Genomic DNA, 12,735 nt, shown 5'->3' with positions numbered 1-12,735 from the left:
CTAATTACAGTATTATTCGAATATTAGTAAATATAAATTTCAAATAAGGCTTATGCAAGCAGACCTTGAACTATTTCAGAAAATTTCAGATAAACTTTTAACTCACGAGAAAAAAAATGGTGTCGTAAAACCAATTAAAGCTGAAAAATTGCTCGATATATTGGATCTTGATCTAAGCCCTGAGGGTATAAATCAAAATACATTAGAATCATTACTTGAAGAAGTTGTTTTAAGTACTCCAAGAACATCTACCAAATTATTTTTTAACCAACTCTTCGGCGGAAGAAATAATAAAGGAACGCTTGGAGAATTACTTGCTGTAATGTTAAATAATAGCATGTACACCTACAAAGTTGGTGGACCACAAGTAGGCATTGAAAAAGTTATAATTTCCAAGGTTTGTGAGATGCTCAACTTTGGAAAAAATGCCGACGGTACATTTCCACCTGGCGGTTCTATGAGTAATTTTATGGCTATGCTAATGGCTAGAGATGCTTATAATAGAGACATAAAATTTGAGGGGGTTTCTGAAAAAATGGTAATTTATACCTCTTCAGCTTCTCATTATTCTATTACCAAAAATGCTATGTTTGGGGGAATAGGTATAAATCAAATAAGAAATGTAAAAGTTGACGAGTTTGGTAAAATGATACCTGAAGCTCTTCAAAAGCAAATTGAATCTGACATAAAAGATGGCCTTAAACCCTTCTTTGTTAATGCCACAGCTGGAACAACAGTATTGGGTGCTTTTGACGACATCAATGCCATTCATGACATTACCAAAAATTATGAAAACTTGTGGTTACATGTAGATGGAGCTTACTGTGGTTCTGTCATATTTAGTGAAACTTACAAGCACCTGGTTGACGGCGTTGAAAAAGCAGATTCTTTCAGTTTCAATGCTCACAAGATGCTGAATGTACCTTTGAGCTGTTCAATTTTGATTACAAAAGAAAAGCATAATCTCAAACATAGTTTTGCCTGCGAAGCAGATTACTTATACCAAACTGATGATGATGAGTATAACTTGGGAAAAACTTCTTTACAGTGCGGAAGAAGAAATGATGCACTGAAGTTTTGGACTCTGTGGAAATCAGTAGGAACAAAAGGCCTTGAAAGTATGATAGATCAGCAATTCAGCTTAGCTGAGACAGCTCGCAATTATGTTGAGAATCACCCTGATTATAAGCTTTATTCTTATGAAGATTCAATCTCTGTCTGCTTCAATTATAAAAATGTAGATCCAAAAGATTTATGCAATTCCTTATATGAAGACGGCAAACTTATGGTGGGTTATGGCGAATTTCAGGGAGAAGTTTTTGTTAGGTTAGTCACCATCAACTCAAACAATAAGTCAGACGATATCATGAACTTTTTCAAAGTCCTTGAAACTTATGTAGAAGAAAAGGAATCTCAACTTATTTCAGTTTAATCTGTTCCATCATTTTTTCTACGATTTTGTAAGTAGCAGGACAAATTTCAACATTCTTTAAAGTAAGATTTGAAATCTGTTGGAATTTTTTACGATCAGTGTGTGGAAATTCTGCACAAGCTTTAGGTCTTACTTTATAGATAGAACAATAATTGTCTGTTCCTAAAAATGGACAAGGAACACTTTGTAACACGTAATCATTGTCCTCATCAATTCTAAGATAAGTATCAATAAATACAGAAGGTTTCATCTTAAAATGCTTTGAGATCCTTTCCATATCTTTATTTGTAAACAAGGGTCCTGTAGTTTTACAGCAACTGGCACAGGTTAAGCAATCTATTTCTTCAAAAGTTTCATCGTGCAATACCTGCATGGTTTGATCCAGGTGCTTTGGAGGTCGCTTTTTCAATCGTTTGAAGAAATCCTTGTGCGTTTTATGTTTATCTTTGGCAAGATTTGGTAAGTCTTTTAAAAATTCTTCCATACTGCAAATATAAAATCAACAATTTGAATCCTAAGTCTTCCTACAAAGATATATTCGGTCTAGCTCTAGAAAGCTTTTATACACATCAAGATAAAACTTCTATCAAAGTTCATAATGAAGACTTCTATGATGATGAAATTCCTGTTGAATATCTTTTTAGAACTTATCAGCAAATGCCAGAACTGGAGCAAATAGCTCTTGATTTATGTAAAGGCAGAATCTTAGACGTAGGCTGTTGTTCTGGAAGTCATAGTCTGGTGCTAAAATCAAGAGAACTTGAAGTTCTACCTATTGATATTTCGCCGAAAAGCATAAAAATTTGCAACAAGAGAGGATTAAAAGAGGCTAAATGCTTAGATTTTTTTGAATTAGAAAATGAAAAGTTCGATACTATATTATTATTGATGAATGGTATTGGTATTGCGCAAACTTTAGATAATCTGGATTTCTTTTTTGAGAAATTAGAATGCCTCATGCATCCAAATGGTCAGGTTTTACTCGATTCTTCAGATTTGGTATTTTTATATGAAAATGAATTAGATGAAACAGATGATTATTATGGTCAAATGACTTATAAAATCAGCTATAAGAAATCAGTTTCAAATGCATTTCAATGGTTATATCTAGATTTTGACCTATTAAAAAAAGAAGCCTCTAAAAGAGGCTTCTTGTGTGAACTCATGTTTGAAGATGAGCATTATGGGTTTTTAGCAAAGCTAAAATTTAATTAGACTGATAAACTCTTTCTCCGTCAATGTATGTAAATAGAACTTTAGTTTCAGGGATTTTCATCTCCTCAACTTCCATAGGATCTTGATCCAAAATAACAAAGTCTGCAAATTTTCCAGCTTCTATACTTCCCTTTTCATTTTCTTCAAAATTGGAATAAGCCGCCCAGATGGTCATTCCTTTCAAGGTTTCTTCCCTAGTTAACTTTTCATCAGGATTAAAACCACCTTCAGGGTAATTCTCAAGATCTTTCCTGGCAACAGATGCGTAGAAGGTTAGAAATGGATTCACTTTTTCGATAGGAAAATCTGTTCCAAGAGCAACCACTCCTGCATTTTTAAGTAAGGTTCTATAAGCATAAGCATGTTGTACTCTCTCAGCTCCCAGCCTATCCTCTGCCCAATACATATCACTTGTTGCATGTGTTGGTTGTACCGATGGAATTATATTTTCACCATCGAAATAATTAAAATCAGAATCATCCATAACTTGGGCATGTTCTACTCTCCAACGCCTGTTTGAATCATCTTTTAATAACTTGTCGTAAGTTTTTAAAACAACATAATTTGCAGAATCACCAATAGCATGAGTATTCATTTGGAATTCAGTATTATGAAGACGATCAGCTAGAGCTTGAAAGTCCTCTAGATCTATAATCATACTTCCAAAATGGTTTTCTAAATCTGAATAAGGCTTCTTTAATGCCGCACCTCTAGATCCTAAAGCTCCATCTGCATAAACTTTTACGGATCTTACATTCAGTCTGTCTGTTTTTAGAATACCTGACTTTAGGAATTCTGCTATATTTTCTTCATTATTACTTAACATGGCATAAATTCTCATTTTGAGCTCACCACTTTTTTGTAATTCGTCTATAAGGTGAATTACATCAGAGTTAAGTCCTGCATCTACGAGGCTTGTTAATCCTAAAGAGATTGCTATTTCTTCTGCAGATTTTAGTGCTTTTGTTTGTGCATTTTTATCAATTTCTGGAAAAGTTGCCCTAACACTGGCCATTGGATTATCGATTAAAATACCCGTAAGCTTTCCGCTTTTCTTTTGTATTTCTCCTCCAAAAATTTCAGTAGATTCGTCTATTCCTGCAATATCTAATGCGGATTGATTTACAATCATAGCATGTCCATCTATCCGCGTAAGTGCTACTGGAACATCTGGAAATAATAGATCTAAGGTGTCTTTAGTTGGAAATTCTTTAGTCTCCCAATCGTTTTGATCCCATCCTCTTCCTATTATGTACTTAGTCTCAGGATATTTTTGCTGAAATGCCTGAAGCCTTCCAATGACGTCGGCGTAGCTTTCTGTACCATCCAGGTCGACCCTGCTTAGTTTCAAGCCCAAATTGTAAAGATGTGCATGCGCATCTATCAATCCAGGCAATATGGTCTTACCATCAGCATCAATAATTTCAGCAGCAGAATATTTAGAAAGTAAATTTGAGCTTTCGCCAGTTTCAATAATTTTTCCATCAGAAATGACAAAAGATTCTACGACAGAAAATTCATCGTCTACAGTATAAACTTTTGCGTTTGTAACAATTAAATCTGCGTTGGTTTTATTGGTACACGCAGAAAATAAAAATGCCAATAGTATAAGATAAATAAAAGAGTATTTCATTAGAAAATGTTTGATATAGATTGATATATTTCTTCTCGTATTGCAGAATTTCCACTTGCGGCAAGAATAATAGAAACTAAAAGACCGATCATAGCATACCCAAAATCTTTGGCAATCATCCGTGTTGCCTTCTTCTTATGTTTATTTCCTTTTTTCTTACGGGATATACTTATAGCGATTTCTCTTCCTCCAATAATGCCAAGGAAAACCCAGGTGGTACTCATAGGGACCGTAGAGATAAAAAGTTTATAGATAAGTAAGATCACGTAGGATAAATCTATAAGTGTTGCTGCACGAATATCGGATACTCGCGTCTTCTCACTCACAACACCTTGAATCTTGTCTCCTCTCAAATAAAACAAGAGTCCAAGACCAAAAAAGATGGTAAGCGCAAAAATAGAAAACTGACCAAAAGTTTGCTCTCTAGGCAAATAAACAGCAATATTGGCTCCGTCCTGCATCACCCAGGTCGCCCATAGCGAGCCACTGACTATCCATTGAACCGCTACCCAGGAATTACTGTGCTTCCTACTTTTGAAATACTTTCTTATTGTATTATAAGATAAGTACCAAACTAAAAAGGAAACTACAAAAGCAAGTAAATAACCTGACCAGCTTTTTAAAACAACTGAAGTAATTCCAGAAGTATCAGCACTAAATACACTTAATAAAAGAAATGTAGTAGATACAGGCATTTTCAGCCTTGTCAAGATTAACAAAACGAGAGGTGCAATGACTTGAAAAAATGTAAATTTATCTGGATGTGGGTAATCCGTAGAACCGTCGGGATTGGTAAGGCGTTGATAAGTAACATCCCCGTCAAAATGAAAAAAGCTCCAAGAAACGGTTAATAAAAATATACCTCCAATAAAAAGCCAAAGGATCCACCATTTCTTGGCTTTATTACTTTCTATAAAAGTCCCTAAAGATTGTATACTATCATTTGCAACTGCGGCATAGGCTGCAAAAAAGAAACCAATCCACATAGCTAGATCGGCATTGGTTGTTGCAGTCGCGGCCAAAATTAAACCTACGACGACTACGATTAAAAACGTCTTTTCTTCTGAAAGAAAATCAAGTAAATTTAAGTACGGACGATCCCTGTCGTAACGCTTGAATTTATTAGCCATTAAAAGGTGGTATTTTGTATCACATGTTTGGCAAATCTACTCAAATTAAGTTTTCTAATGTTTCCTTTTCGTTAAGAAAATTAAGGGTTTATTACCAATCAAATTGATATATCAAACCTCCTAAAACTTGAAATCCCTGGACTTCGAAATTTTGCCAGCGGTTGTAGGAGTTATTCAATAAATTATTTGCATTTATAAATGCTGATAATCTATTATTGAATTTGTACTCAACAGAGGCGTTTAAATCTATAAAGCCATCGACAGTATTTACAAATGATTCATTAATGTCTAAAGCACCAGATGGAAAAGTTGTAAAATCTGATACAAAATCTTTTCTTTCTCCTATATAAAACAAAGAAGCAGAAAAGTTCCAGTTTTTTGTAAAGTTATAATTAGCGTATGATTTCAATTCGAATTCTGGTAAGTTCCATGCTTCCTGACCTTCTTCAGTTGAAAAATTTGAATACTTTCCATTGAATCCTATTGTGAAATCACTATCAATCTTGTACGATAAATCTGCTGAAAGAGAAAAAATATCGATATCATTATAGATTACACTGAAAGAATTCTGATAGTCAAAATTTCTTCGAGTAGGGTTTCTGGATAAAAACTCATTGCTTGGATTTGATATAAAAAAAGCATGATTGGATGTGCTTGAATAGTTTGCCTGAGTTGAAAATGATAGATTATCCAGCAGTTTTGCAGAAAAACCTGCAAATGCATTGTATTGCTGATCACTTGGCTCTATATTAAGGAATGGAGACACAAATGGGTTTAATGAGCTAAAGTTCTCATAAGTGTTTTGCTGAAGACCTCCATTCACTCCAAGACTCACATCTACAGTCTCTTGGTTTAATAAGAATTCTACTTTTACATCAGGATAAAAGAAGACTTCACTGGAACTCTCTTCAGAGTCATTAAAAAAAACAGCTTTGGCTCCAAGTTTTACATTCACATTGTCGTAACTCAACTCTACAAATGGATTGATATCTGCCTGTAGCTGTTGATAATTATTTTCGAAAGGACGTATTGTAGTGGTTTCAAATGCTCCACTTAAAAAACTAAAATCTCCTTGGATAGATAATTTTTGAGTTCTTAGAGGTATTTCAATCAATGGCTTAATTCTTAAAAGCTGCTCTGAGTTGCTATAATCGTCTGAAAAGTTTTGAACATTGATTTCAGCTTCTTTCAAGATATTTTCATAAAAGCGAATTCCTCCGAAAGCCTCAAACTTGGTATAGGTCTGTTTTGAATCGATGGCGTTGATTTGCGCTTCTGATAAATTGGTAAACACAGGCGCTAAACCATAATAGTTTACTTCTCTGTGATTAAAATCAATACCAGTGTTCCAATCAAAATAACGATCTTTAGAATTGAGTTTTAATCCTAATGAGGTATTAGAAAAATCGTCTTCCAAGACCACATCATCAATGCCACCTTGGGATGATAGATGAGAAAATTCTACATTTAGGTTGCGATCACGATTGATGTCAAAATTGCTATAGAAATCAGCTAGTATGGTACCAAAATTCCCAGCTCCAAATCTTGCATAATTTTCGTATAATTTATCTGGCGGAGACATTCTAACGCCCGAAGCAGTGCCTTTTGCTGGAGTAAATGTTGAAGCAACAGGAACATCTATAAAGGTATAGTAGACTGGCTTCCTTGTTTGTTTTATCGTATCTTTTTCACTGGGCTTTTGTTTAATTTTAAAAGCATCATTAACTGTAGGCGAATACTGTTTAATAATAATCAGTTTATCTGTGCTAATCGTATCTCTTTGCGCGGTACCATTGAAACTTATGGAAATACCAAACAAAAAAAGAATAAAATACTTTAAGTTTTGATTCATTATAATTACAATTTGTCGATACAAATAACGGTATCTTTATAACATTAATAACTGTTTAGCAATGAATTTTATTTCATTATCTATTTAAAATTAATAAACATGAACATTAAGGAAAATGATATTATAGAATTACTTAAATCTCAAGACCAATTTTTAAGGATTGCATCTAAAACTTCAGTTGATAATCGCATTTCAATATTGAAAAAATTGAAATCTAATATCAAAACTCATGAACAAGATATAATAGAGGCTATTTATCAAGACTTTCAAAAACCAGAGTTCGAAGTTTTAACAACCGAGTTATTTGTAGTTTATAAAGAATTAAACCTATTCATAAAGAATTTAAAAAAGTGGTCTAAGCCAAAGTCAGTTTCACCTGCCTGGCTCAATTTCCCTTCATCAGATAAAATCCACTATGTCCCTTGGGGCAAAGTTTTGGTCATCGCCCCATGGAATTATCCCTTTCAGCTGGCCATTACACCAGCTATTGGAGCCATAGCTTGTGGAAATACAGTTGTTTTGAAACCTTCTGAACACGCACCTCACACAGCAGATATTCTGAAGAAAATCTTTGATGAAGTTTTTGAAGAGCAGCAGGCAAAAGTTATAACTGGCGCTGTTGACACAGCAAAAATATTACTGGAACAAAAATGGGACTATGTATTTTTTACGGGTAGTGTCCCTGTGGGAAGAATTGTTTCTGAACAAATCGCAAAGCATATGACACCACATACTCTGGAACTTGGCGGTAAAAATCCTTGTATAATTGATTCTACAGCAAAGATCGATATTGCTGCCAAAAGAATTTGTTGGGGTAAATTTCTGAACGCTGGCCAGACCTGCATAGCTCCAGATTATCTAATGATCGATTCAAAAATCAAAGATGAATTTCAGGAAAAGCTTATTTCAACACTCAAGGAATTCTATTCTGAAAGTTCTTATGAAGATTACACCAGGTTGATCCATGACGCTCATTATGAAAAACTTACAGGATTTTTGAAAGATCTAAATATTATATATGGAGGTGAGTACGATGCGAAAACCAATTTTCTTGCGCCAACTTTGGTAGATTCTCCAGACTTATCATCACCGCTTATGGAAGAAGAAATCTTCGGCCCTATTTTACCTATCTACTCCTACTCTTCATTTAATGAATTGGAAGAAATGATTTCATCTTTTGAAAAACCATTGTCTCTTTATGTGTTTAGCGAAAGTAAAGGTTTCACAAATAAAGTAAATGAGACATTTGACTTTGGAGGAGGAGTGATAAACGACACCATTGTGCATTTTGTGAACGACAAGCTGCCTTTCGGGGGTGTTGGAGCCAGCGGAATCGGAAATTATCATGGCAGAGCATCTTTCGACACATTTACGAGAAAAAAACCAATAGTAAATCGCAAAACCTGGCTAGATATTCCGATAAAATATCCTCCATATACTCGAGTAAATTCCTTTAAATCTTTTCTGAATTTATTTCGGTAAGGTTGAATTTAAATTTTGATTTTGCTCTCTTCTGTGAAAGTAAGTTGATGGCTTTTTCTGATAACTGAAGTATACGAGGATAACCGCCAGTGACTTGAGCATCTCTCATGAGTGCAATCATTTTACCTTCTGGAGTATATTGTATGGTACCCGGCAAAACAGGACCTGTTACGATCTCTTCCAACTCATTTTCAAGGCGTTCTTGGATTTCATAAGCCATCCGGTTACGTGAAGTTGAGAGTGAAAATTCGGCGTTATTTAATTGATATTTAAGAGTTTGACTGAGTTTATGATATTCTGGACCCCTAAAAACATCCAAAACTGAAGTTTTATAATACTCCAAATTTAATCGTGGAAAATCAACCCCACTTTCTCCATCATAAGGAACATAGATAATTTTATCATTTTTTTTAAGTTGATCCTGAGTCAATGCCTTGTAAAAACTTTGACTACCCAAAAAAGCACCTGACTCAAAACCATCTTTTATGGCTATATATCCCCAGTTTCCCTCAATTAATTGCTTAATCAATATCTTATCTCCACTATTAATTTTTAAAATAGAGTTGGGTTCAACTTGTTCATCATTCAAAAAGATTTTCCCTCCAATTACAGCTACACAAATAAAAGTTGGTGAGTCAAATTTCAGCTTCAGTCCTTGTTGATAAAACTCTATACAAGCAGAATTCCTTTCATTACCCAAAACATGATTAGCAAATCTATAAAGATTAAGGTCCATGGCTCCGGAAATGGGAATACCCTGAGGCATTCCACCAACACGACCTTTATCTTGAATCGATGCATATAAACCGGATTGCTTAACATTTACACTCATATTACCATGTATTATAATTGGATTTAGGTTGTATATGCTCAAATTCTTCCTTTGAAATAGACTCAAATTGAACCTTATCTCCTGCCTGTAAATAACAATACTGATTGGAGTTTTCTAAATTAAATAACTGAATTGGACTTCTACCGATAATTTGCCAACCCCCTGGAGAATCTAATGAATATATTCCAGTTTGCTTGTCTGCAATTCCAACAGATCCGCTCGGAATTTGTCGTCTTGGTTGAGATTTTCTTCGGTAAAAAAGTGAAGAATTCAGACCTCCCAAATATGGGAAACCAGGCAGAAAACCAATAAAGTAAACTGTGTAAGTAGCTTCAGAATGTTTCTTTATAATTTCATCAATCGATAAGCCTAAATCCTCTGATAGTAATTCCAAGTCCCAACCATACTCAAGGTCATAACAAACCGGGATTTTCTTAATTGGAGAATCCAATTTATTGTCTATGTTCGCGTCCGAAATTACCTCTAAAAGTTTACTTTTGGTCTCATAGAAATTATTTATAGTATTACCGTAAATAATTAACAATGAGTTATATGAATTGATAACCTGAAGTATTGATTTATATTTTTCAGACAGTAATTCATTTTTAAGATAAAGGAGATAATTTAAAAGCTTTTCATTAATTTCTTCATCAAATTCAACAAGAATTGATGTTTCATTAATTTGAAAAATTCGCAATTTACGATTCATAATTCCCTCCAATTTTGATTCCGTTTTGAGTGAGATTAGCTCTTAAAATTTCAAGGATTTTTAGAGCATTTGCTGTATCACTATGAACACAAATGGTATCAAATTGATGATTAATTATTTCTCCAGACAGAGATAAAACTTCCTGATTATTGATCATCGATAGTACTCGTTTAGAAATTAAATCTGGATCGTTTAAGACTGCTCCATTTTCTTTTCTTGAAACTAAACTTAAGTCATTTTGATACGCTCGATCTGCAAATCCTTCCATCCATAAAGTAATGCATTCTGGAATTTTAGATGAGAATTTTATGTAAGGTGGAGTGAATAAAATCAAGTCTGAATTTCTTTCTGTAACTACATTTAAAATTAGATCCGCAATGTTTTGACTTTTACGCATATCGTTATAAAGTGCTCCATGGGGTTTGATGTGATGAAGCTTCACTCCGAAATCTTTACAAGATTCTTCTATTAAATCAATTTGCTGATGCAAATGATTTTTTAATTCATCAGGAGATAAATCCATTGACTTCCTTCCAAAGTTTTCAAAATCTGGATATGAGGGATGAGCGCCAACATTAACATGATATGTTTTAGCTAAACTAACGGCTTTATCTACTGAAGTTTTATCACCAAAATGACCACCACACGCAATATTACATGATGAAACAAGAGGCATGATATCAGCATCAAACTTCCCTCCTTCACCGAGGTCACAGTTTATATCAATAGTTTTATTCATATCGAAATATATGGAATGATGATTACTTTTGAAACTTTAAGAGCTTAATCTTTAGTAAAATCAACCCAACCAACCCTCACGGTCAAGACTTCTATACTGTATAGCTTCAGAAATATGAGCGCCTTTAATCTCTGTAGAACCTTCAAGATCGGCGATAGTTCTGGATACCTTCAAAATTCGATCATATGCTCTGGCAGACAAGTTAAGCCGCTCCATAGCAGTTTTCAATAGAGTTTTGGAAGATTCTTCCAGCTTACAGAACTGCTTGATATGTTTCACGTTCATTTGAGCATTGTAGTGCACATTTTCAAAATCTTTGAATCGTTCTGTTTGAAACTCTCTAGCTTTGGTGACCCGTTCTCTTATCTCGACACTACTTTCACCTTTGCGTTCGTCGCTAAGCTTATCAAATGGAACTGGAGTCACTTCAATATGAATGTCTATTCTATCCAATAAAGGTCCGCTGATTTTTCCTAAATAACGCTGCATCTCAGCTGGTGAAGAAGTCACAGGAGCATCTGGATCATTAAAATATCCACCAGGACTTGGATTCATACTAGCTACTAGCATAAAGCTTGATGGATAAGTTACTGTAAATTTTGCTCTGGAAATGGTTACTTCACGATCTTCGAGCGGCTGACGCATCACTTCAAGAACCGTTCGTTTAAACTCTGGCAATTCATCCAAAAAAAGGATACCATTATGAGCCAAAGAAATCTCACCCGGCTGGGGATAAGCACCGCCACCGACTAAAGCAACATCTGAAATCGTATGATGAGGGCTTCTAAACGGACGCTCGGCCATCAAACCAACATTTTCTTTTACTCTTCCAACTACAGAATGAATTTTAGTCGTTTCCAAAGCTTCATGTAAACTCATTGGGGGTAAAATACTCGGCAATCGCTTAGCAAGCATTGTTTTACCGGACCCTGGAGGGCCAACCATGATAATATTATGTCCACCAGCAGCAGCAATTTCCATACAACGCTTAATAGATTCCTGTCCTTTCACATCTGCAAAATCAAATTCTGGATGTGCCAGATTGTTATAAAATATTTCTCTTGTATTGATTTTAGTTGGCTCTAGAGGCTCACACTTATCAAAGAAATTGATCACTTCGCTAATGCTTTCAACTCCATAAACGTCGAGATTATCGACAATGGCAGCTTCTTTTGCATTTTGTTTGGGTAGAATAAATCCCCTAAATCCTTCCTGTCTGGCTTTAATAGCAATTGGTAATGCTCCTCTTATGGGTTGCAAACTTCCATCGAGAGATAATTCTCCCATAATGATGTAATTATCAATATCATCAGATTTGATTTGATTGGAAGCTGAAAGAATGCCAAGTGCCAGAGTTAAATCATAAGCAGAGCCTTCTTTACGCATATCTGCAGGAGCCATATTGACAATGATTTTCTTTCCTGGAAATTTGAATCCATTGTTTTTTAAAGCTGCTTGAATTCTGAAACTACTTTCTCTTATGGCATTATCTGGCAAGCCTACAAGGTGATAGCCTATGCCCTTTTCCATGTTGATTTCTACAGTAATGATTTCGGCATCAACTCCGAAGACGGAACTTCCAAAAACTTTGACAAGCATAATAAACTGATTAACGGTTAGTTAATCTAAAAATATGCTTTTTTACTTTTAATTGTTACAAAAGAAAGAGTATTTGAATCATTTAATAGAAAATAGTCCAAAAACACAAAAT

At 34.6% G+C, this 12,735-nt stretch carries 11 protein-coding genes; 3 read left to right on the top strand and 8 right to left on the bottom strand.

The genetic code is table 11. The features are described from left to right. Positions 1-52: 52 nt before the first annotated feature. Positions 53-1,432: a pyridoxal phosphate-dependent decarboxylase family protein gene (locus LB452_RS08035; protein WP_224461221.1), complete on the top strand. Its 1,380-nt coding sequence runs from the start codon at positions 53-55 to the stop codon at positions 1,430-1,432. Here the strand turns inward: LB452_RS08035 and LB452_RS08030 are convergent. Further along, positions 1,419-1,916: a YkgJ family cysteine cluster protein gene (locus LB452_RS08030; protein WP_224461220.1), complete on the bottom strand. Its 498-nt coding sequence runs from the start codon at positions 1,914-1,916 to the stop codon at positions 1,419-1,421. The genes LB452_RS08035 and LB452_RS08030 overlap by 14 nt on opposite strands. Before the next feature lie 23 nt (positions 1,917-1,939). On the opposite strand from LB452_RS08030, the gene LB452_RS08025 reads away from it, so the two are divergent. Beyond that, entirely contained in the window at positions 1,940-2,647 is a 708-nt protein-coding gene (locus tag LB452_RS08025; protein WP_224461219.1) for a class I SAM-dependent methyltransferase, read from the top strand. On the opposite strand, the gene LB452_RS08020 is transcribed toward LB452_RS08025, so the two are convergent. From LB452_RS08020 to LB452_RS08010, 3 genes are all read right to left on the bottom strand, one after another. Beyond that, positions 2,640-4,280 (bottom strand): amidohydrolase, encoded by a 1,641-nt coding sequence (locus LB452_RS08020; protein WP_224461218.1) that lies wholly within the window; start codon positions 4,278-4,280, stop codon positions 2,640-2,642. The genes LB452_RS08025 and LB452_RS08020 overlap by 8 nt on opposite strands. Then, positions 4,280-5,410, bottom strand: coding sequence for a hypothetical protein (locus LB452_RS08015; protein WP_224461217.1), 1,131 nt, complete (start codon positions 5,408-5,410; stop codon positions 4,280-4,282). Before LB452_RS08015 ends, LB452_RS08020 begins: the two co-directional genes overlap by 1 nt. A gap of 91 nt (positions 5,411-5,501) precedes the next feature. Next, the gene (locus LB452_RS08010) at positions 5,502-7,262 is read right to left on the bottom strand and encodes a TonB-dependent receptor (RefSeq protein WP_224461216.1); all 1,761 of its coding nucleotides are present in this window, start codon (positions 7,260-7,262) and stop codon (positions 5,502-5,504) included. Between the two features lie 99 nt (positions 7,263-7,361). On the opposite strand from LB452_RS08010, the gene LB452_RS08005 reads away from it, so the two are divergent. Next, on the top strand, positions 7,362-8,744 hold the full coding sequence (locus tag LB452_RS08005) for an aldehyde dehydrogenase (RefSeq protein WP_224461215.1): 1,383 nt from the start codon (positions 7,362-7,364) through the stop codon (positions 8,742-8,744). Here LB452_RS08005 and LB452_RS08000 read toward each other — a convergent pair. The 4 genes from LB452_RS08000 to LB452_RS07985 are packed head-to-tail and all read right to left on the bottom strand — an operon-like array spanning position 8,716 to position 12,623. After that, entirely contained in the window at positions 8,716-9,576 is an 861-nt protein-coding gene (locus LB452_RS08000; RefSeq protein ID WP_224461214.1) for a 5-oxoprolinase subunit C family protein, read from the bottom strand. The genes LB452_RS08005 and LB452_RS08000 overlap by 29 nt on opposite strands. A gap of 1 nt (position 9,577) precedes the next feature. Next, positions 9,578-10,285, bottom strand: coding sequence for a 5-oxoprolinase subunit PxpB (gene pxpB, locus LB452_RS07995; protein WP_224461213.1), 708 nt, complete (start codon positions 10,283-10,285; stop codon positions 9,578-9,580). Then, on the bottom strand, positions 10,275-11,024 hold the full coding sequence (gene pxpA, locus LB452_RS07990; protein ID WP_224461212.1) for a 5-oxoprolinase subunit PxpA: 750 nt from the start codon (positions 11,022-11,024) through the stop codon (positions 10,275-10,277). The genes pxpB and pxpA overlap by 11 nt, the downstream gene beginning before the upstream one ends. A gap of 60 nt (positions 11,025-11,084) precedes the next feature. Beyond that, on the bottom strand, positions 11,085-12,623 hold the full coding sequence (locus LB452_RS07985) for a YifB family Mg chelatase-like AAA ATPase (RefSeq protein ID WP_224461211.1): 1,539 nt from the start codon (positions 12,621-12,623) through the stop codon (positions 11,085-11,087). Positions 12,624-12,735: the final 112 nt, after the last annotated feature.

Origin of the sequence: Psychroflexus longus, assembly GCF_020164595.1 — a bacterium.
In the GTDB taxonomy this organism is placed as follows: Bacteria; Bacteroidota; Bacteroidia; order Flavobacteriales; family Flavobacteriaceae; genus Psychroflexus; species Psychroflexus longus.
The sequence above is the reverse complement of the archived record's forward strand: the minus strand, read 5'-3'. Positions and strand labels throughout refer to the sequence as shown.

Excerpts from the sequence above, each read along its gene's own strand:
- LB452_RS08035 (WP_224461221.1), top strand. The coding sequence starts at position 53 with ATGCAAGCAGACCTTGAACTATTTCAGAAAATTTCAGATAAACTTTTA.
- LB452_RS08030 (WP_224461220.1), bottom strand. The coding sequence starts at position 1,916 with ATGGAAGAATTTTTAAAAGACTTACCAAATCTTGCCAAAGATAAACAT.
- LB452_RS08020 (WP_224461218.1), bottom strand. The coding sequence starts at position 4,280 with ATGAAATACTCTTTTATTTATCTTATACTATTGGCATTTTTATTTTCT.
- LB452_RS08015 (WP_224461217.1), bottom strand. The coding sequence starts at position 5,410 with ATGGCTAATAAATTCAAGCGTTACGACAGGGATCGTCCGTACTTAAAT.
- LB452_RS08010 (WP_224461216.1), bottom strand. The coding sequence starts at position 7,262 with ATGAATCAAAACTTAAAGTATTTTATTCTTTTTTTGTTTGGTATTTCC.
- LB452_RS08005 (WP_224461215.1), top strand. The coding sequence starts at position 7,362 with ATGAACATTAAGGAAAATGATATTATAGAATTACTTAAATCTCAAGAC.
- LB452_RS08000 (WP_224461214.1), bottom strand. The coding sequence starts at position 9,576 with ATGAGTGTAAATGTTAAGCAATCCGGTTTATATGCATCGATTCAAGAT.
- pxpB (WP_224461213.1), bottom strand. The coding sequence starts at position 10,285 with ATGAATCGTAAATTGCGAATTTTTCAAATTAATGAAACATCAATTCTT.
- pxpA (WP_224461212.1), bottom strand. The coding sequence starts at position 11,024 with ATGAATAAAACTATTGATATAAACTGTGACCTCGGTGAAGGAGGGAAG.
- LB452_RS07985 (WP_224461211.1), bottom strand. The coding sequence starts at position 12,623 with ATGCTTGTCAAAGTTTTTGGAAGTTCCGTCTTCGGAGTTGATGCCGAA.